Genomic DNA, 19,337 nt, shown 5'->3' on the forward strand with positions numbered 1-19,337 from the left:
GCAAAGTGGACGCCGATGAACAAAAACACCAGCCCCCAATCTCGGTCAACGCCCCGCCCGCGTAGCCAGGCGCGGGGCTGTACGGTGCGCGCGGAGCGCACCCCACGCGCGCCTCATCCCAGTGGCTCACGCCAGTCCTCTGGATCGGCGCAGCGCGTCGCCCGTAAAGCCGGCTCCAAGGTCAAGGCGCGCCGTACCCCCGCGCCGCTGACCAAAGCCGGGCGCATTCGCCGCATGCTTATTACGGCGGCAGTGCCCAACGTGGTTATTGTCCTTATCATTATGGCCATCGCGCTTGGCAGTCTCATGCTCACCGGCTCTCCCATGGCGTGGTGGTACACCATCGTGGCGGAGGCCTGGATGGTCTTTAACCTCGCCCCGGTCTCTGCGGCTGATGTGCATATTTCCTTCCTGCCGGCCTTGCCAGCGCTTATTCTCGCCGCGGTGGTGGCGGTTCGTGTGCGCAGCGCGGTAAAACACAAGGTCAGCGTCAAGGACCTGCTTACTCTTTTGGCCTGCGTGCTTGGTGTGCCGGTGGTATTTACCATCATCGCGTGGCTGATGCTGTGGGATGCGGGCAAGGTCTATGACGTCTCCCCGCCTAATCTGGCGCAGGCGTTGCTGCGCGTTATTGTTCTGCATCTGGCCGCCATGGCGTCCGGTATGGGGTGGCGCTTGTGGCGGGCGTTGGCCAAGCGTTATGGGGTACCGCGCCCGCTTGTCGACGCCACCCAGATCGCCCTTCGCTATCTCGCCTACCTGGCCATTGGCGCAGCCGCAGTCTTTGCGGTGGTATTCCTTGTCAATGTCTCCCGCCAGGGCGAGATGATGAATGACTATCCTACGATCTCCGGCTTAGGCATTGCCGGACTCGTGCTGCTGAGCGTGCTCTACATTCCCAATGCCATCGTGAGCACCGCGGCGGTATTGGTGGGCTCGGAGTTCTCCGTAGGCGAAGGCTCGGTAAGCCTCTTTAGCGCCCACCTCGTGCCGCTGCCACCGCTGCCCATTACCGGCGGCATTCCTGCCTCCGCGCCCAGCTGGGCGGTGGCGCTATTGATCGTCCCCCTCGGCGCTGCAATCTACTCTTTGTACAAGAAACGTCCGAGCTTTCAAGACGTCCTCGTAGCTACGGTGGCCTCCGCAGTACTCATGCTGGTTGCCTGCTACCTTGTCAGCGGTGACCTTGGCTACTACGGCGCGACCGGCCCGCAGCTGTGGACTGCCGCAGGCCTTACCGCCCTGTGGATGGCTGTCGTTGGTTGTGCCGTTGCCGCAGGCTTCGCCTTCGTGGCCTGGCGCGCGGCCCGCACGGTACCTGGTGTGGACCCAGCCGCCGATGAGCCCGCTGCTGATGCCACCACTACCGAGGTGACCGATGCAGCGACCGCCGAAACTGACGACGCCCCCGCCGAACCGGAGCGCGAGCCCATCACCGATCCGGAAATCGTTGATGCCGAGGTAGTCGAGGACGAGCCCCAGGATTCCGCACCTGGCGAGGCCGCAGAGGAACCGGAAGAAGAGCAGAAAGATAAGGACACTCCAGCTGAAGAAACAGCAGAGCAGCAGGATGAGGCTGAGGAGGGCAATGAAAGGGGCGTCGCCAAGCCGCTGAGCCAACAGCTCAAGGACCAAATGGGGGAGAGTGAGCAGGACTCCACGGGCGAAGATTCCCCCGAGGAGGGGGAGAGGGGCTAGGCTATAGCGCGTGACTTCACCGATGCCTCCGCGCTATACCGCTGACCCTGAACGCCTCCGAGTGGTGGTGCTCATTTCTGGAACGGGTTCCCTGCTACAAGCCATCGTGGATGCCCAGGCCGGGAATTACCAGGTAGTGAAGGTGGTGGCGGATAAGGAATGCCACGGTATTGCGCGCGCACAGGGCCACGGGATTGAAACCGAGGTCGTGGCGCTGGGTGCGGATCGCGCCGAATGGAATCAACGTCTGGTTGACGCAGTAGATGCTGCGCAGCCAGACGTTGTTGTTTCTGCGGGCTTTATGAAGATCCTGGGCCAGGAATTCTTGGACCGCTTCGAAGGCCGCACCATCAATACCCACCCGGCGCTACTGCCTGCCTTCAAGGGAGCGCACGCGGTGCGCGACGCCCTAGATTATGGCGTGAAGATCACTGGCTCTACCGTCCACTTTGTGGACGCGGGCGTGGATACCGGCTCCATCATCGCGCAGCGCCCCGTTGTCATTGACGCGGACGATGACGAGTCCACCCTCCATGAACGCATTAAACAAGTAGAGCGCGATCTCATCGTGGAGGTGCTGCGTGCAGCTAACGTCCACGACGAGAAACTAACTATTCAACTCGCAGACTAAGACTTTTCGAAAGGCTTAATCCTCCTCATGAGCGAAGACCGCAAGCAGGTAAAGCGCGCCCTTATCAGCGTGTACGACAAGACCGGGCTGGAGGATCTAGCCCGCGCCCTCGATAAGGCAGGCGTGGAAATCGTCTCCACCGGCTCCACCGCGAAGAAGATCGCGGACCTAGGCATCGAGGTCACTCCGGTAGAAAAGCTCACCGGCTTCCCGGAGTGCTTGGAAGGCCGCGTCAAGACGCTGCACCCGCGCGTGCACGCCGGAATCCTGGCCGATACCCGCAAGGACGACCACCTCAACCAGCTCTCCGAGCTCGAGGTAGAGCCTTTCCAGCTCGTCGTGGTCAACCTGTATCCCTTCCGCGAGACTGTGGCCTCGGGCGCGGACTTTGATGGCTGCGTGGAACAGATTGATATCGGCGGCCCATCCATGGTGCGTGCGGCCGCCAAGAACCACCCGTCCGTTGCCGTTGTGGTAGACCCTTCCCGCTACGGTGAGGCAGTGGAGGCCGTGAACAACGGTGGCTTTACCCTGGAGCAGCGCCGCGGCTTGGCGCGCGACGCCTTCCTGCACACCGCGGAGTATGATGCGGCCGTCTCCGCGTGGTTCGTGGATCAGCTCAGCGAGGAGGGCCAAACCACCTCGCTGCGCTACGGCGAGAACTCTCACCAGGCGGCGACCGTCACCCGCATCGGTTCCAAGGGCCTTGCCAATGCCACCCAGTTCAATGGCAAGGAGATGAGCTACAACAATTACCAGGATGCGGATGCCGCGTGGCGCGCCGCCTGGGACCACGAGCGTCCCTGTGTTGCGATTATCAAGCACACTAACCCATGCGGCATTGCCGTGTCCGAGGAGTCCATCGCCGCCGCCCACCGTGCGGCGCACGCGTGCGACCCAATGTCCGCCTTCGGTGGCGTGATTGCCGTCAACCGTGAGGTCACCGTAGAGATGGCCGAGCAGGTCAAGGAGATTTTCACTGAGGTCATCGTTGCGCCTTCCTATGAGGACGGCGCCATCGAGGTGCTCAAGTCCAAGAAGAACCTGCGCGTGCTGCAGGCAGAGCACGAAGACCAGTACGAGGAGCGCAAGTACATCTCCGGCGGCGTGCTCACCCAAGAGCCAGACACCTACCAGGCCGAGGGCGATAACCCGGCCAACTGGACCCTGGCTGCGGGCGAGGCCCTCAACGAGTCCGACTTGGCTGAGCTCGAATTCGCATGGCGCGCCGTGCGCGCGGTGAAGTCCAATGCCATCTTGCTGGCCAAGGACAATGCCACCGTGGGTGTAGGCATGGGCCAGGTCAACCGCGTTGACTCCGCCAAGCTGGCCGTCGAGCGCGCTAACACCTTGGCCGATGGTGCCAACCGTACCGAAGGCTCCTTCGCCGCTTCCGACGCCTTCTTCCCGTTCGCCGATGGTTTGCAGGTGCTTCTCGACGCCGGCGTTAAGGCCGTTGTTCAGCCCGGCGGCTCCATCCGCGACGAAGAAGTCATCGCGGCAGCGAAGGAAGCCGGCGTTACTTTGTACCTGACCGGTACCCGCCACTTCGCGCACTAGCCTAAGCTAAATGCCATGACATTCCCTATCCGCCGGGCCTGGGGCCCGGCAGCTGCCCTTATCGCCTGCGCGCTCACCCTCAGCGCCTGCGGCGATGAGGATGCGGCGGATAATTCCCCTACTTTCGTCAACACTGAAGCACGTGGCACGGCAGATCCCCTCTACGGAAAAGAGACCACGTCCGCACCACCGGCTGCCTCGTCTGCGCCTTCCTCCTCCTCGGAGCCACCGGACGCGGCCCCTTCCGGTGACGTCCAAGCCGTGCTTGACCGCATCGTGGCCGAACACGGCGATGTGGGCATCGCGGTCTCCGATGGCACCACCACCATTGAAGCGGGGCGCACCGCTCCCGAAGCCGCGTGGTCAACCTCCAAGGTGCCGGTGCTCATCGCGGCGAATCGCACGGGTGCTGCCGATAACCAGTTGGTGTCTTCCGCGATTACCTACTCCGATAACGAGGCCGCCAAAGCCGCGTGGGCGGGGCTAGGGGAGGGCACCGCCGCCGCGCAGGCCGCACAAAGCGTCATCGCGGAGGCGGGAGATACCGCCACCCAAGTCCAATCCCAGGTCACCCGCCCGGAATTTACGGCCTTTGGCCAAACCATGTGGAGCGTGGGCAACCAAGCAAAGTTCATGGCCGGGTTGCGCTGCGTTGAAGGAGCCCAGCCGATTATCGACGCCATGGGTGTCGCCGATCCCGCCCAAGGCTACGGCCTGCGCACCCTGCCGGGCGCCTTGATGAAAGGCGGCTGGGGACCGAGCCCGGCCGGTTCCTACGATGTGCGGCAGATGGGCATCGTGCAACTGGGCGGGCACGACGTCGCCGTGGCACTGATTGCCTCATCCCCTGATGGCCAGTACGTCTCCACCCAAACAGTGCTTACCTCCATGGCCGAAGCCCTAGCGCAGGCCGATACCCAGTGGTCCAGCCCTGCCTGCTAAGCCTGCCAGTAGAAAGGAAAACTCATGACTTCTCGCTTAAACCTCCGCTCGCTCATTGCCGCAGGTTTCGTCCCGCTCGTGGCCGCCAGCCTCGCGCTGAGCGGTTGCAGTGACTCCACGGACGACGCTGCCCCGAGCTTCAAAGGGAAGGGCAGCGGAATGACCACGGTCAATAACTCCGACAGAGAAGAGGAAAACGCCGAGGAATCCACAGCCGCGCAAGAGACTGTAACCAAGCAAGAGGAAGCCCCTGAGGAACCGCCGGTAGTTACGGTCACGCAGACGGAAAAGCAGGAGGCCCCGTCTTCCACCGGTGGGGGTCAGAAGACGGGTGTGGGAAACTACATTTCTGATTTCAACGAGTACGGATGGCTCGACGGAGGCTACGCCAACTGTCAGCGCTTTGAGCGTGCCTTGTTCGCTGGGGCTGGTCCCGACGGCAGGGTCATCATTTGCGAGACCGGAGGTGGCGACAAGATCTATCGATCGTCGATGTTTGATGGCCAGTTCCAGACGAGCGACGTTACCCAAGACGGCAATAACTACTACGTCAATGCGGATCCGTCGATCATAGTGGTGACCCCGAGCGCAGTGAGCGTGCGCGAGGGCGGCGGATTGGCCGCCACGGGCGAATTCACGGAGTCGTGGCAGCGCTAACGCGGAAAACGAGGGCCTAGCGCGACTTCTTCTTGCGGTCGGCCGCTGCGGCGGCGGCCGCAGAGATGGAGTCGTTGCGATTCTTCAGTAGCTCGAGGGTAGTTTCCTCGGCATTGTCGGGGACGGAGGCGCCGAGGACGGCCAAGGCGGCGTCGGCAAGCATGGCGGCAGTCTCCGGAACCGACTGGGAAGCGTCGAACGGAGGGGTGCCGTTATTGGGGCGCATTTCAATAACGGACAGCGCGATGTGGAAGGGCAGCTCCACGCGGGGGTCATCCTCGCCCACAATGGCGGCGGCGGTGGAGCGGAAATGATTCTGCAGGCGGTCGCGGGACTCGTGATACTCGGAGAACTCCGAAGAATTAGCCACCGGCAGCTGATACAGGCGGCCTACGTTCCAGCCACTGGTGAGCAGCAGACGCGATTCTGCGGCGACCAAAGACCACAGGCGCTGTGCTGGGGCCGCGTCGGTACCTGCCAACTCATCGGCCAACTCCAAGGAGGGCTCGATGGTGGAATTGAGCAGCGTCAGGAAAATCTCCGTCTTGGACGGGAAGTGGTAGTACAGCGACGCCTGACGGATGCCCACCGCGTCTGCGATCTGGTGCGTGGACGTGGTAGCAAAACCCTGAGTAGTGAAAAGCTCGGAGGAGGCGTCCAGGATCTCCTCTCGGGCGCTATTGCCCCTGCGCCGCGGGCTATGTTTACGCGGCCTACCGACATTGCCTGCCATGCGGTGGGACGCCTCCTTTCGCAAAAGAGAAATCACTTCTAATAATCAACTGTACAATCTTATGCCCGACTAGGTACTGCTTCCGAATCCGCACCGTAGAGACTATTTATATTCTTCCGTCCGACGGGCAATAGACTCAAACGCCGCCGAGACAATGCGGCACGCGGAGCCATAAGCAGTGCGGTCTAACGGCGGGAGATCGCGCAATGTTGCCGAGTGATCACTAACGCCCTCGTACCAACGGCGCAACTCTAACGCATAGCCAGTGCGCCACGCTAGGTCCAAAGCCTCTGCATCAGCAGCGCTAAGCAGATCGCGTTCCACGCCGATCGCTAAGCGATCCACCGTGGGGCGCGGCCCCGGCGCTGCCCAGCGTGCGATTGCCGCGATGGGGGAGAGCAGTGTGACTTTAATATCCACCGCTGTATCGCGGTCCGGCAGGCCATCGACCATCTTTAGGGCAGGAGGGCGCTGGCCCAAGGCTTCTGCCAGTAGCGCTTGTTCCCCGCCGTTTCCAAGGGGCAGGCCGGCGTCGACTCGCGCGGCGATGGAATCGGCGGCTACGTGAGCCTGGAGACCGACATCAGCGAAGACCTCTTGCAGATCGGCATCTTCACCCATCCACACCACGGGCATGGAGGGCAACTGGTCGCCACGGGCGGCAGCGCCGCTAAGGCGGACCGGGGAGTTGACCCCCGGGGAGCGAACAATATCCGTAATCAGCCGGGAATACCAGTGGGCCAATTCAATCTCATTGTCCTGGTGGGCGACCGCGTTGCGCAAGATATCTTGGGCCTCTGCGAGCAGTCCGCGGGCCGTAGCGCGAGATTGGCAGTGCGGGGCGAGCTCGGAGAGATCGAGTAGGGATTGGTGCAGGGCCATTGCTCACTGCCTTTCACTAGTGCGGGGCCAGTGTACCCCGCCGGCTGCGGGGTACACGAATGTTTTCAATCTAACACCTCAGCCTGGTAAGCCGTGCATGTGGGCCACGAGGAGGGATAGGGGGGGGCTAAAACGACTTTCGCCGCCTGCCCTCGAGGAGGGAGGCGGCGAAAGCTTATGGTTCTTTTACCGTGTCACACTTGCCAGCGGCAAAAGTGCGCTGTTGATACCCAGCTACTGTTTAGCGGGTGGTGAACGGCAGGAGAGCCATTTCGCGTGCGTTCTTGACTGCGGTAGCAACCTGACGCTGCTGCTGCGGGGTCAGACCGGTGACGCGACGGGAACGGATCTTGTGACGATCCGAGATGAACAGACGCAGAGTCTTGGTGTCCTTGTAGTCCACCTTCTCGATGCCCTCAGCCTTCAAAGGGTTCTTCTTTGGGCGACGGCTCTGCTCCATACGGAACTTCTTTTGGTTATTGCGCTTATTAGCCATTGTGCAATTACCCCTTTACCAGCTGGACTTACGAACGCCCGGCAGCTCACCACGGTGAGCCATGCCGCGCATACGGACACGGGACAGGCCGAACTTGCGGAGGTAACCGCGTGGGCGGCCATCGGCAGCGTCACGGTTACGTACGCGGGCTGGGGAAGCGTCACGAGGCTGGCGGTTCAGCTCGAACTGAGCCTCCAGGCGCTCCTCATCCGGGGTGTTCGGGTTCTTGATGATCTTCTTGAGCTCAGCGCGACGCTCCGCGTAGCGGGCGACGATTTCCTTGCGCTGCTCGTTCTTAGCGATCTTGGACTTCTTAGCCATTGATTATCGCTCCTCGCGGAATTCGACGTGCTTGCGGGCAATCGGATCGAACTTCTTCAAGGTGATGCGATCCGGGTTGTTGCGCTTGTTCTTACGGGTCACGTAGGTGTAACCGGTGCCCGCAGTGGACTTAAGCTTGATGATTGGGCGGATATCGTTACGTGCCATACTTAAATCTTCTCCCCACGTGCGCGAATCTTAGCCACAACGGACTCGATGCCATCGCGGTCGATGATCTTCATGCCCTTCGTGGAAACATTCAGGGTGATGGTACGGCCCTCAGAGGGCAGGTAGTAGCGACGACGCTGCACGTTGGGGTTCCAACGGCGCGAAGTGCGGCGGTGCGAGTGCGAGACCTGCTTGCCGAATTCCGGCTTGCGGCCCGTTACCTGGCAAATAGCCGACATGGGTCTTCTTTCTCCTAGCCGCCCACATCATGGCTATAGACAATGAAGCGCCGACTGCCGTGTGAGGGTGGCAGTGCTCAAAAGTGAGGTGTGAGCGGGTGCGGCGCCATCGTCAAACACCAGTAGACGGGGCGTAAAACGTATATTTTGACAACAGCAAGGGAAAATCTTACAGCCTCGGACGCGAATTACCTAATCGCTATCTTGCTGTGGCAGGTGGGCCGTTTGCCGTGCTGGGGTGGTGTTTGCCTGTGGGGCACCGTTAAGCGTGGCGCAAGAAACGGGAGTGAAATGAGTGGTTGCCGCTGGTTGGGGATTTCGTATATGGGTTAGTTGACTGTAGGATAATTCAGGTTGTTGACCCGTGCCGCGCGGCGCGCGGTTAACAGAGTGAAATTTGTACGTCCCAACTCGGGCACGATCCACGCTAAGGGTGTGGAACCGACCCGTAGTCCAACCCTGAGGGAATATATATGAAGAAAGATATTCACCCGGATTACCACCCGGTAGTCTTCCGGGATGCTGGTACCGGTCACTCCTTTTTGACCAAGTCCACCGCTTCCTCCGACCGCACCGTTGAGTGGGAAGACGGCAACGAGTACCCACTGATCGTCGTTGACGTTACCGCTGAGTCCCACCCGTTCTGGACTGGTGCACAGCGCGTTATGGATACCGCCGGCCGCGTCGAGCGCTTCAACCAGCGCTTCGGTGGCATGGCACGCCGCAAGAAGAAGAACGCGTAAGGAGGAGAGTAGAAAATGGCAACTCCTAAGTTTAAGAAGTCCCGTGCGAACACCCACGCACGCCGTTCCCAGTGGAAGGCTGACAATGTAGCCCTCCAGGAAGTCACCATCGACGGCCAGACCGTCCGTATCCCGCGCCGCCTGGTTAAGGCTGCCAAGCTGGGCTTGGTTGACGTAGAGCAGTTCTAAGCTCGCTCTTTAATCTCCCCGTCCGCTCTCGATTAGAGGGCTGGGCGGGGATTTTTAGCTTTAGAAGCGTTCTATAAGCATGTTTTAGCCGTATTTGGGGGACTGTGGGGGTAAATATTTCCCTTAACTTCATGAAGTTGACTGCCATAAGTAATAATTAGGACTATGAAAATCCTTGTGGTGGATGATGAACAAGCCGTCCGCGAATCGCTACGCCGTTCCTTACGCTTTAACGGCTACGAAGTGCTGACCGCTAACGACGGCTTGGAGGCCGTGGAGACGGTACGCGCTGAGAATCCCGAATTGCTTATTCTGGACGTCATGATGCCCAACATGGATGGCCTTGAGGTGTGCCGCAGCCTGCGCAGTGAGGGTTGGGACCGTCCGATCCTCGTTCTAACTGCGCGCGATGGTGTTTCGGACCGAGTGGCCGGCCTCGATGCCGGCGCTGATGACTACCTGCCAAAGCCGTTCGCTTTGGAGGAGCTCTTGGCCCGTGTGCGCTCCTTGGTGCGCCGCGCCTCCGCAGATTCCATCGCAGCTGAAGCCCCAGTGGAAAGCAAGCTGAGCTTCGAGGACCTTGAACTCGACGCTGATACTCGCGAAGTCAGCCGCGGTGGCCGCGCAATTTCCTTGACCCGTACCGAGTTTGCGTTGCTGCAGCTGCTGATGGAAAATCCCCGCAAGGTTCTCTCTCGCAGCAAGATCTTGGAAGAAGTATGGGGCTATGATTTCCCTACCTCCGGCAATGCTCTCGAGGTCTATATCGGCTACCTGCGTAAGAAGACCGAGGGCGAGGGCGATGCTCGCCTCATCCACACCGTCCGTGGCGTGGGCTATGTCTTGAGGGAGTCTAATCCGTGATTTTAAGGAAGCCCGCTTCCCCTGCGGTGGCTTCCGGGAAAGTACAGTCCACCCCTCTTACCGAGTTCTCTGAGCGTCAGGGGAGTTGGGCTTCACGGGCGCCACTGCGGTGGCGCCTTGCTACTGTTACTGGCCTTGTGGTGGCCGTAGCCGTTGCCTTGATGACGTTGGCAACGTATTGGGTTGTTTCTATGTCCCTTACTGCCTCCGTCGATGACCGCTTGGAGGCCAAGGCCGATGTCTTGTTGCGGCAAAGCCAAGACCCGCGGTTCATGGATAACGTGGATCAGGAAATCGAGGACTTTAAGTCCTATAACCCCGGCACCCGCGTAGCCCTATCGCCGCCCTCCATGAGCTTTTCCTACGGCGACACCATTCCTGTGGGCGGGGACTTCCACCGGACGGAGGATTACACGGAAACTTCCGTGCGTACCGTCGGTGGCGAGCGGGTGTTGGCCAAGCGCCATGATCTCGGTTCTACCGTGGTCGTCGCTCAGTCTCTCGCTCCTACGCAAGGGCTCATAGCCATCTTGGGCACGGTGCTTCTGATTATCGTTGGCCTTGGCATCTTGCTCGCCATTTTTGCAGGCCTCATCGTGTCCAAAACCGGTATGCAACCCATCGCCCGGTTGAAGCGAGCGGTGGATTACGTGACGCAGACCAACGACCTGCGTCCTATTGAGGTCTCTAATAACGACGAGATGGCGCAGTTGACCACCTCCTTTAACCAGATGCTGGAGGCACTGCAGGAATCCCGTTCGCAGCAGTCTCAATTCGTAGCCGATGCCGGACACGAGCTGAAGACCCCGCTGACCTCTATGCGTACCAATATTGAGCTTTTGATGATGCTCAACCGCGCCGGTGGTGGCTTTGGTATGAGCGATGAGGACCGCAAGGACCTCGAAGATGACGTCATGTCCCAGATGAATGAGCTCTCCACCTTGATTGGAGACCTCGTTGATTTGGCGCGTGAGGACGGCAATGAGCGCGAACCGGAGCCGGTGGACCTTTGTGAAGTCATGATGGCTTCGCTGGAGCGTGCGCGCCGCCGCCGTCCCGATGTGGAGTTCTTGGTGCGCTTTATCCCGTGGGAGCTGGACGGCGACCCCTTCGCATTGGGCCGTGCCACGCTTAATCTTATGGATAATGCGGCTAAGTGGTCGCCGGCTACTGGCACGGTGCGCGTGTCTATGGAGCAGCTATCCACCCACGAGGTGCGCCTGCGCTTTGATGACTCCGGGCCTGGCATTGCACCGGAGGAGAGGGAGAAGGTCTTTGAGCGCTTCTACCGTTCGGCAGAAGCGCGCTCCATGCCGGGCTCAGGCTTGGGCCTGGCCATTGTGAAATCGGTGATTGAACGTCACGATGGCACCATCAAGATCCGCGAGTCTAATGATGGTGGTACCCGCATGGAAGTCATCTTGCCGGGCAAGCCTGTGTCGGGTGAGGTTTTCGTGGACGGTTTGGCAGATCCGCATGAGGGGCTGTCGGGTGGTAAGGAAGACCCGAGCGACCGCGGTGAAATCTTTGCGCAGCGCTGGTTCAATCAGGGCTAGCGTATAAGCGTTTATACTGGTGAGGTAATACAGCAACCTTTCAGGAATTCCTAGTAGGTTGGCAGATCAGTATCAGTCTTGACCAAGCGAAGTGAGGCATAGTTTTCTCATGAACATGAGGAATGACGATTACCGCGGCTTTGATGGAAACTCCCCGGAGGGAGCGTCCCAGGAAGGTCCGGGTAGGGCCGAGCCGGTTCAGGGTGGTCCGAACTTTGGAGAAACCAACCAGCAAGATGCCGTGGCTGGCAACGCTGGCCCCTACAGTGACGGATTTGGTCTTCACAGCGGCGCTGGCGCGCAGGCACAAGAGACCGGCTCCTATTCGCAAGGCTGGAACCAACCGCGCGGCGGTGCTGAAGGCACTGACCCGCGAACGCTAGGTTCGCTGGGGCCCTATCCGGATGCCCCACAAACACAAAGCTTTAGCGGTCAGTGGCAGGAAGGCCCGATGGTCACTCCGCTGCCTCCGCAGCCGGAGCAAAAGAAGAAAATTGGCTTGGGCGCCGCCACCGCTCTGGCGGCCGTTGCCGCCATCGCCGCAGGCTCGATTGCCGGTGCTGTGGTCGGCATGAGTTCCGGGGGAGGCAATAACGATACCTCTGTAGTCAATGAAGCCCTCAAGGCTGAGCCGGCCAACAATAGCACCGGTAAGGAACCGGAGCAGGGTTCCGTTGAAGAAGTTGCCTCTAAGGTTTTGCCGGCGGTGGTTTCTATCCAGACGATGACTCGAACTGGTGGGGCTGAAGGCTCCGGTTCTGTCATCTCCCCAGATGGTTATGTACTGACCAACCACCACGTGGTTGCCGGTGCTGAGCACGGTGGCATGATGCAGGTGACCATGAATGACGGCAGTAAGCATGATGCTGAGGTGGTGGCCTCGGATGCGAATACGGACGTTGCCATCGTGAAAATCAAGGACGTCAAGGACCTGCCCTTCTTGCAATTCGGTGACTCCGATTCCGTTGCTGTGGGCCAAGAGGTAGTGGCCGTGGGCTCTCCTTTGGGGCTAAACGCGACCGTGACCTCCGGTATCGTATCGGCAAAGAACCGTCCCGTTCGCGCTTCCCAGGAAGGCGGCGAGTCTTCATTGATTGACGCCATTCAGACCGATGCCGCAGTAAACCCTGGCAACTCGGGCGGCCCGCTGGTGGATCGAGACGGCAATATCGTGGGCATGAACTCCATGATTGCTTCGCTGTCTAATAGTTCCTCCGGCGAGGGCGGCTCCATTGGCTTGGGCTTTGCCATTCCATCCAACTTTGCCAAGCGCATGGCAGATGAGCTCATTAACGACGGCAAAGTTTCTCACCCGACCCTTGGCGTGAAGGTGCTAGCGCGCGACGACGGCAATGGTGCCCGCATCGCCGAGGTAGAGCCGGGTGGCCCAGCAGATGAGGCGGGCTTGAAGGATGGCGATATTGTCACCCGCGTCAACGATCGCCTGATCGAAAACGCTGATGCGCTCATCGCGGCGGCGCGATCGCAAGACTTTGGCGCGACGGTGACCTTGGAGGTTACCCGCGAAGACTCGGAAGAAAGCCGTCAGGTAGAGGTAACCCTCTCAGGCGAGTAAATTACTGTGCAAGACCTCATTAGGTGCTGAATGCGCCATACCTCACCCCGCCACAAGGCCGTATTGCCTTAACTTAAGGAGAAAAATGCCAGATTCGCAGCACGATGTGACCGACTCCGCGCAGCCCGATGGCGCGACTAAGCGCGATTCCTTGATGGATGTTGCCGAACCCGATGATGCATTCTTGCTGGCAAGCGAGCAGGAGGATAGCCTTGCTGCCCCGCGCCGCGGGCTCATCGTTATTGTCACCGATCATCCTGGTGAGCAATCCGATAGCACTTCGCAGCTGGTAAGTGAGTTGCTTGCGGAGGCCAATTTCCGTGTTGATGGCGCCATCGTGGTGCGCTCCAAGAAATCCAAGATCCGTCAGGCCATTGAGACCGCCGTGGTCGGTGGCGTGGACGTGGTCCTCACCGTGGGCGGCACCGGTGTCGGTCCACGCGATAAGACTCCGGAGGCTACCCGTTCCGTCATCGACAAGATGGTTCCGGGTGTGGCGCAGGCGCTGCGTTCTTCTGGCCAAGCCTGTGGCGCGGTGGATGCCTGTACGTCCCGCGGTCTATCGGGGGTTTCGGGCTCTACTGTAGTGGTCAACCTTGCCTCGTCGCGCGCTGCCATCCGCGACGGCATGGCTACCTTGGCGCCTCTGGTTCACCACCTCATTGACCAGCTGCAGCAGTCTAGTGTCCAGTAACTGCAGGGTATTTTCTATGACGTCGCGGAGAAAACGCCGGCGGGTATTCCGCCAATCGGATGCTGCCGGCTATGACCGTAGTGCTGATAAGCCCGGCGCACCCGCTTCCCACGGTGTTGATGAAGAGAGAATCGTTACTGTCGATGACGCGGATTCGGTGGCGGCAGAGGGGGAGTCCGGTCAGCGTGATGAGCAATTCTACCGAGAAAACCAGCCCCCACACTACGGCGGCTAGTGCCTAAAACAGGATGCAGGTCTGCAGTCACACAGGTACCTAAAAGCCCGCGGTTTCGCTTCCGAAGAAGTGAAACCGCGGGCTCTGCGCTGTATATGCAGCGAAGGGAACTAGGCCTGGTGACGGCCGCCGCCGGTGGAACCGTTATCGGCGTCGGTAGCACCGTGGGCGGAACCGTCAATGCCGGTACCCGGGATGTCCTTATCGGAGACGTTTTGGGCCTCGAGCAGGTCGCGGATTTCCGCGAGCAGTTCCTCGGTAGTTGGGGCAGGGGCCTCAGGGTCTACACCGTGGCGGCGCTTCGCAGCTTCGGTGAGCTTGTTGAGCGGCATGACGATGAGGAAGTAGACCACGGCGGCGATGATGAGGAAGTTAATCGCTGCAGTGATTACTGCGCCGAAGTCCACGAAGGTGTTCTTGTTGTCGGTGATTTGGAAGCCCAATCCGTCCACCTCAGCAGAGCCAAGGGAATTGATGATCGGCTGGATGATCGAGTCAGTAACGGCGGTGACGATTGCGGTGAAGGCGGAGCCGATGATGACCGCGGTGGCAAGTTCGATGACGTTGCCACGCATAATGAAGTCTTTGAAACCCTTGAGCATGGTGATATGCACAAACCTTTCTGGGAATAACTAAGGGTAGTTAGAAACCATGGACATGGCGAAACTTTAGTGCAGCTGTTAACCAACCACAACTGTTGTGGCTGAAGTGGTCTAGCGTTGTTGCGGGTGAGCGCGGTCACCAACAATGACCACCGTGAGTGGTTGGCTTAGCGACGCCGCGGCTACATCATTGGCGTGGTCATGGGGCAGCGCGAGCAAAACGGTAGAGGAAGAGGCCTCCCCCTCGGAGCTAGAGGTCGACACCACGCGCCCACCGGTGGCGATTACGCGTGCGGTGGGCGTTGCAGGGGCCGACCCCTCTTCGGCCGGGGCGGATGCGGCGTCGACGGCGGTTACCACGTCCACGGTATCGCCATGGTGTAGGTGGGGGATGATATCTGGCTCGGCGAGCTTCACCGGGATCATCCGCGCAGACGCGGCGTCGGAGCCGCTAACCAAGCTGGAGACGAGGTCTTCTCCCAAAAGGCGAGCATCGGTAATCACTTCGCCCTTGCCGGCTGCCGCGGTAATGACCCGGCCGCTCAGCTCTTCTGGCTCAACAGCTACCGCCGAATCGGGGATGGAGGAGGCAGGAAGGCGGGCTAGGTCGACGTCGGCAAGCGCTAGCGCCGCCCCTGCCGGCAGATCGCGGCTAAAGACGGGCACGCGCGGTAACTCCTTGGCCGCCGAAAGAGCCGAAGCCAGCGCGGCAATAAGAAGGGCCACCGCAATGGCGCGGCGCACTACAACGCCGCGGCGGTGGCCAGGGGTACGAAGGGCGGAAACGAGGCGGGGCATACGCGAAGTGGACATACTCTTTTAGACTGCCCGAAACCACGCATGGTTCCCGCGCCCTAAAAACTAGAAGCGGGTAATGCCCTCGGCGGTGACGGCGGCATCAACCTTGCGGTCATGGTCCTCGGTAGGCAGCTCGTCTAGGAATTCGGAGGGGTAGACCATGGCGAAAACCGGCGGCTTGCCGTGGGGAAGTGGCTCCAGCGCGCGGTCATAGTAGCCGCCGCCCTTGCCCATGCGGTTGCCCTTGGCGTCTACTGCCATGGCGGGGGCAAGCACCAGATCGCACTCGGCCAGCACGCTGCTATCAAAACTTGGGCCCTGGGGCTCATTCAAACCCAATGGGCTGGTGTGCATTGTTTCCTTGCCGCGGTATTCGGCAAAAGTCAACGTGCCATTTTCGCCGGAGATTGGCAGGAAGACGCGGGAGACATGCTCCTTGAGCCACGGCACAAAGTCCGCACCACCGGGCTCAGAGCCCAAGGGCCAGTAGGCGGCCACGGTCATGGACTCGGTGAGTTCGGATTCGAGATGCTTGCGCACGGCGGCGGTAAAAGCATCGTGGTCCTCGGAGGAAAGTTGGCGGCGGGCCTGGACCAAGCGGGCGCGCAGCTCGTTTTTGGCGGTGATGGAAGAGGTCATAAATAAATCATAACCCCACGGCGTAGCGGTGCACGGGAAAATAATGTGGCGTTGTACGCTATTGTGCATGGCTATAGAACGCGAAGATTCCGCCCGCGGAATCACCACGGTTGTAGTTCCAGCGGCAGGTATGGGCACCCGATTTTTGCCCGCCACCAAGACGGTTCCCAAGGAACTGCTGCCCGTTGTTGATACTCCCGGCATCGAACTCATTGCAGAGGAGGCAGCGTCTGTCGGCGCGCGCCGCCTTGCGGTGATTACCGCGCCCGATAAGCAAGAAGTCATGCGCCACTTCGAGGCTTTCCCCGAGCTGGTAGAGACCCTCGAATCTCGCGGCAAGGACGAACAGGTGGCCAAGGTCAAGCGCGCCAACCAGATCATTCACCCCGTTGCGGTGGAGCAGGAAAAGCCGCTGGGATTGGGCCACGCGGTGGGCCTTGCCGAAGAGGTGCTTGAGGAAGACGAGGATTCCTTCGCCGTCATGCTCCCTGATGACATTGTCTTGCCCGCCACCGTCATGGCGGATATGGCGCGTGTGCGCGCGGCATTGGGCGGCAGCGTGCTGTGCGCCTTCGAGGTCCCGCGCGAGCAGACCTACAACTACGGCGTCTTCGACGTGGAGGATACCGATGCCCCTGGCGTGAAGAAGGTCGTGGGCATGGTGGAAAAGCCGGCAGTAGAGGATGCTCCTTCTAACCTCGTGGCCACCGGCCGCTACCTTTTGGACCGCAAGATCTTTGATGCCCTGCGCCGCATTAAGCCGGGCAAGGGCGGCGAGCTGCAGCTTACTGACGCCATCGAGCTCCTCATTGAGGAAGGCGAGCCCGTCCACGTGGTAGTCCACCAAGGAAAGCGCCATGATTTGGGCAATCCCGGCGGCTATATCCCCGCCAACGTGGACTTTGGCCTGCGCGATGAAAAGTATGGTCCCACGCTGTATAAAGCGATTAAGCAAATCATGGCCGAGTATGAGGACGAGCACGGCCTAGCCTAGGGATTTTCCCGGTGGCCAAGGACGTGGAAGCGAAGAAAGGGCGGGCATAGACCTTATGCGTTCAGTTGATGACCAGTTGGCGCTGGTAACGGATGCGGCGACGACGCCGGAGCCGGTGCGCATCGGTATTTCCAACGCGCTGGGTTTGATGTGCGCCGAGCAGGTACAGGCTAACCAGCCCCTGCCAGGCTTCCCGCAGGCGGCGATCGATGGTTACGCGGTGCGCGCCGTGGATATTGGAGGCGAGCGGGGCCTGCGGGTGCGCCGCCACAAGGACCAGGAAGAACAGTCCGCAGAGGGTGAAGAGGATGCGGATTCCCCGCAGCCGGAGGTAGAGCGTTCCTTGCCCGTGGTGGGCGAGGTTCCGGCCGGCTCCAAGCAGCCGCTGCGCCTGCAACCTAAGCAAGCGGTGCGCGTATATACGGGTGCGCCTTTGCCCACGCTTGCCGACGCCGTCCTTCCCCTCGAGTGGACTGACCGCGGCCGCAAGCGCGTTACCGCCCACCGCCCGGTGCGTTCTGGTGACTTTGTGCGCCGAGTGGGCGACGATATTCAGCCTGGCGATGTCGCCGTATCTTCCGGCACCGTCTTGGGGCCTGCCCAGATTGGCCTTCTAGCCGCGGTGGGCCGCTCAAAGGTGCTGGTGTATCCGCGGCCGCGTATTACCATCATTTCCTTTGGCCGCGAGTTGGTTGACTTGGATCAAGAACCGGCACTGGGCCAGGTTTTTGACGTGAACTCTTATTCCTTAGCTGCCGCGGCCCGTGAAGCCGGGGCGGAGGTGCACCGTGTAGGCATTGCCGAGGGCGAGCCGCGCCGCATCCGCGAAGCCTTGGAAAAGCACATTGCCCGCAGCGAGGTGCTGGTAATCTCCGGCGCAGTGGGCGGCGCTGGTGCCGAGGCTATCCGCGAGATCCTCGACGACCTTGGTGATGTCGATACCTCCCGCGTGGCCATGCATCCCGGCTCCGTTCAGGGCTTTGGACTGGTGGGCGAGGAGCGCATTCCTACCTTCTTGCTGCCGTCCAATCCGGTGTCCGCGCTTGTGGTCTTTGAGGTGTATATCCGCCCGCTCATCCGCTTGGCGCTGGGCAAGCGCAATGCGCACCGTCGCGTGGTGCGTGCCCGCGCGTTAAACCACATCGATTCTCGTCCTGGCCGGCGCGGCTTCATCCGTGCTCGTCTGATGCGCGATGCCGAAACCGCGGACTACTTGGTGGAAGGCCTCGGCGGTGCCGCAGGGGCCCCGGCACACCTCTTGGCCGGCCTTTCAGAGGCCAACGCCATGATTCGCGTGCCGGAAGAGGTCACGGAAATCCGCCCAGGCGATGTGGTTGATGTGTTGTTTTTGACCCAGCGCAGCTAATGCTCGATCCTTTCGGCAACGCGGCGGATAGGTTCCGCCATCCTGCTACCGGCCCCACCGATGACATGCATCCGGGGTGGCCGGAATCTACTCCTTTTGTCCAGCTTCCCTCCTCGTCTGTCTTTCCCTCGGGGGCGCGGATGCGCTTGCGCCCCCTGCTGCGTTCCGACGGCCATGAGTGGCGGCGTCAGCGCATCGACGATGAAAGTTTCCTCCGCCCGGTTGAGCCGACCCAAGCCGCACCGTGGGCGGAGGCGCATAGCCAGCAGGCGTGGTGGAATCACCTGATGTACCTGCGCACCGCCGCGCGTGAGGCGCTGGTGGTCCCGCTCGTCATTGAGGTGGAGGGGAAATTCGCAGGGCAGGTGACCCTGGGAAATATTCAGCATGGAAGCATTCGCGATTGCTGGATTGGCTACTGGGTCTATTCCGCGGTTCACGGCGCCGGGGTGGCTACGGCCGCCACCGCTTTGGGCGTGGACCACGCCTTTGGGCGAGTGGGTTTGCACCGCGTGACCGCCACCTATCTGGAGCACAACCCGGCCTCAGGTCGCGTCTTGGCCGCCAACGGGTTCCGGCATGAAGGGTATTTACGGCGCAATCTGCATATCGACGGCGCGTGGCAGGACCACCACTACGTGGCGTTGGTGAAAGAAGACTTTGCCTCTACGGCGGTGGAGCGCCTGCGCCAAGCTGGACGGTTGGCGTGAAATAGCTTCCCAAGCGCTGGGATTTCCACCTCAATTTTCACATA

General features: G+C 60.7%; 24 protein-coding genes. 15 read left to right on the forward strand and 9 right to left on the reverse strand.

Annotation, left to right across the window (positions count from 1 at the left end):
- Positions 1–15 precede the first annotated feature (15 nt).
- From QP909_RS08020 to QP909_RS08040, 5 genes are read left to right on the forward strand one after another with little or no spacing between them, the layout of a single operon-like run.
- The gene (locus QP909_RS08020) at positions 16–1,698 is read left to right on the forward strand and encodes a cell division protein PerM (protein ID WP_284766844.1); all 1,683 of its coding nucleotides are present in this window, start codon (positions 16–18) and stop codon (positions 1,696–1,698) included.
- A 22-nt stretch (positions 1,699–1,720) separates the two neighbouring features.
- On the forward strand, positions 1,721–2,329 hold the full coding sequence (gene purN / locus QP909_RS08025; RefSeq protein WP_284766912.1) for a phosphoribosylglycinamide formyltransferase: 609 nt from the start codon (positions 1,721–1,723) through the stop codon (positions 2,327–2,329).
- A 27-nt stretch (positions 2,330–2,356) separates the two neighbouring features.
- On the forward strand, positions 2,357–3,889 hold the full coding sequence (purH, locus tag QP909_RS08030) for a bifunctional phosphoribosylaminoimidazolecarboxamide formyltransferase/IMP cyclohydrolase (protein WP_284766845.1): 1,533 nt from the start codon (positions 2,357–2,359) through the stop codon (positions 3,887–3,889).
- 15 nt (positions 3,890–3,904) lie between these two features.
- Positions 3,905–4,831, forward strand: coding sequence for a hypothetical protein (locus tag QP909_RS08035; RefSeq protein ID WP_284766846.1), 927 nt, complete (start codon positions 3,905–3,907; stop codon positions 4,829–4,831).
- Positions 4,832–4,855: 24 nt separating this feature from the next.
- Positions 4,856–5,488 carry a hypothetical protein gene (locus QP909_RS08040; RefSeq protein WP_284766847.1) on the forward strand — a complete coding sequence of 211 codons (633 nt, stop codon included), beginning with the start codon at positions 4,856–4,858 and terminating at the stop codon, positions 5,486–5,488.
- A 16-nt stretch (positions 5,489–5,504) separates the two neighbouring features.
- Here QP909_RS08040 and QP909_RS08045 read toward each other — a convergent pair whose 3' ends face one another.
- The 6 genes from QP909_RS08045 to rpmB all read right to left on the reverse strand — a co-directional run bounded on the left by QP909_RS08045 (position 5,505) and on the right by rpmB (position 8,327).
- Positions 5,505–6,221 carry a TetR/AcrR family transcriptional regulator gene (locus QP909_RS08045; protein ID WP_204609795.1) on the reverse strand — a complete coding sequence of 239 codons (717 nt, stop codon included), beginning with the start codon at positions 6,219–6,221 and terminating at the stop codon, positions 5,505–5,507.
- Positions 6,222–6,323: 102 nt separating this feature from the next.
- On the reverse strand, positions 6,324–7,103 hold the full coding sequence (locus QP909_RS08050; protein ID WP_284766848.1) for a putative nucleotidyltransferase substrate binding domain-containing protein: 780 nt from the start codon (positions 7,101–7,103) through the stop codon (positions 6,324–6,326).
- A gap of 241 nt (positions 7,104–7,344) precedes the next feature.
- Complete coding sequence (rpsR, locus tag QP909_RS08055) at positions 7,345–7,599, reverse strand: 30S ribosomal protein S18 (RefSeq protein WP_005279904.1); 255 nt, start codon at positions 7,597–7,599, stop codon at positions 7,345–7,347.
- A gap of 15 nt (positions 7,600–7,614) precedes the next feature.
- A complete protein-coding gene (gene rpsN / locus QP909_RS08060; protein ID WP_005279906.1) occupies positions 7,615–7,920 on the reverse strand; it encodes a 30S ribosomal protein S14 in 306 nt (101 codons plus the stop codon).
- Between the two features lie 3 nt (positions 7,921–7,923).
- Entirely contained in the window at positions 7,924–8,088 is a 165-nt protein-coding gene (gene rpmG, locus QP909_RS08065) for a 50S ribosomal protein L33 (protein WP_005279910.1), read from the reverse strand.
- Positions 8,089–8,090: 2 nt separating this feature from the next.
- Positions 8,091–8,327 carry a 50S ribosomal protein L28 gene (gene rpmB / locus QP909_RS08070; protein WP_005279911.1) on the reverse strand — a complete coding sequence of 79 codons (237 nt, stop codon included), beginning with the start codon at positions 8,325–8,327 and terminating at the stop codon, positions 8,091–8,093.
- A 473-nt stretch (positions 8,328–8,800) separates the two neighbouring features.
- Here rpmB and QP909_RS08075 point away from each other — a divergent pair, with 473 nt between their 5' ends.
- The 7 genes from QP909_RS08075 to QP909_RS08105 all read left to right on the forward strand — a co-directional run bounded on the left by QP909_RS08075 (position 8,801) and on the right by QP909_RS08105 (position 14,184).
- Complete coding sequence (locus QP909_RS08075) at positions 8,801–9,070, forward strand: type B 50S ribosomal protein L31 (protein ID WP_005323793.1); 270 nt, start codon at positions 8,801–8,803, stop codon at positions 9,068–9,070.
- A 15-nt stretch (positions 9,071–9,085) separates the two neighbouring features.
- Positions 9,086–9,259, forward strand: coding sequence for a 50S ribosomal protein L32 (gene rpmF / locus QP909_RS08080; protein ID WP_005279913.1), 174 nt, complete (start codon positions 9,086–9,088; stop codon positions 9,257–9,259).
- Positions 9,260–9,424: 165 nt separating this feature from the next.
- The gene (locus QP909_RS08085; RefSeq protein ID WP_284766849.1) at positions 9,425–10,123 is read left to right on the forward strand and encodes a response regulator transcription factor; all 699 of its coding nucleotides are present in this window, start codon (positions 9,425–9,427) and stop codon (positions 10,121–10,123) included.
- Positions 10,120–11,679 (forward strand): HAMP domain-containing sensor histidine kinase, encoded by a 1,560-nt coding sequence (locus QP909_RS08090; RefSeq protein ID WP_284766850.1) that lies wholly within the window; start codon positions 10,120–10,122, stop codon positions 11,677–11,679. Before QP909_RS08085 ends, QP909_RS08090 begins: the two co-directional genes overlap by 4 nt.
- Positions 11,680–11,788: 109 nt before the next feature.
- A complete protein-coding gene (locus QP909_RS08095) occupies positions 11,789–13,255 on the forward strand; it encodes a S1C family serine protease (protein WP_284766851.1) in 1,467 nt (488 codons plus the stop codon).
- A gap of 85 nt (positions 13,256–13,340) precedes the next feature.
- A complete protein-coding gene (locus QP909_RS08100) occupies positions 13,341–13,949 on the forward strand; it encodes a MogA/MoaB family molybdenum cofactor biosynthesis protein (RefSeq protein WP_284766852.1) in 609 nt (202 codons plus the stop codon).
- A gap of 16 nt (positions 13,950–13,965) precedes the next feature.
- Complete coding sequence (locus QP909_RS08105) at positions 13,966–14,184, forward strand: hypothetical protein (RefSeq protein ID WP_284766853.1); 219 nt, start codon at positions 13,966–13,968, stop codon at positions 14,182–14,184.
- Between the two features lie 110 nt (positions 14,185–14,294).
- Here QP909_RS08105 and mscL read toward each other — a convergent pair whose 3' ends face one another.
- The 3 genes from mscL to QP909_RS08120 form a co-directional block, all read right to left on the reverse strand.
- Entirely contained in the window at positions 14,295–14,786 is a 492-nt protein-coding gene (gene mscL, locus QP909_RS08110) for a large conductance mechanosensitive channel protein MscL (protein WP_239279241.1), read from the reverse strand.
- Between the two features lie 111 nt (positions 14,787–14,897).
- The gene (locus QP909_RS08115; RefSeq protein WP_284766854.1) at positions 14,898–15,599 is read right to left on the reverse strand and encodes an SAF domain-containing protein; all 702 of its coding nucleotides are present in this window, start codon (positions 15,597–15,599) and stop codon (positions 14,898–14,900) included.
- Between the two features lie 48 nt (positions 15,600–15,647).
- Positions 15,648–16,223, reverse strand: a complete 576-nt coding sequence (locus tag QP909_RS08120; RefSeq protein WP_284766855.1) for a 5-formyltetrahydrofolate cyclo-ligase — start codon at positions 16,221–16,223, stop codon at positions 15,648–15,650.
- Between the two features lie 67 nt (positions 16,224–16,290).
- Here QP909_RS08120 and QP909_RS08125 point away from each other — a divergent pair, with 67 nt between their 5' ends.
- The 3 genes from QP909_RS08125 to QP909_RS08135 are packed head-to-tail and all read left to right on the forward strand — an operon-like array spanning position 16,291 to position 19,293.
- The gene (locus QP909_RS08125) at positions 16,291–17,217 is read left to right on the forward strand and encodes a UTP--glucose-1-phosphate uridylyltransferase (protein ID WP_239279244.1); all 927 of its coding nucleotides are present in this window, start codon (positions 16,291–16,293) and stop codon (positions 17,215–17,217) included.
- A gap of 55 nt (positions 17,218–17,272) precedes the next feature.
- Positions 17,273–18,583: a molybdotransferase-like divisome protein Glp gene (gene glp, locus QP909_RS08130; protein ID WP_005329134.1), complete on the forward strand. Its 1,311-nt coding sequence runs from the start codon at positions 17,273–17,275 to the stop codon at positions 18,581–18,583.
- Positions 18,583–19,293, forward strand: a complete 711-nt coding sequence (locus QP909_RS08135) for a GNAT family N-acetyltransferase (RefSeq protein ID WP_284766856.1) — start codon at positions 18,583–18,585, stop codon at positions 19,291–19,293. The genes glp and QP909_RS08135 overlap by 1 nt, the downstream gene beginning before the upstream one ends.
- Positions 19,294–19,337 lie beyond the last annotated feature (44 nt).

The organism is Corynebacterium sp. MSK195 (assembly GCF_030228885.1).
GTDB lineage: Bacteria > Actinomycetota > Actinomycetes > Mycobacteriales > Mycobacteriaceae > Corynebacterium.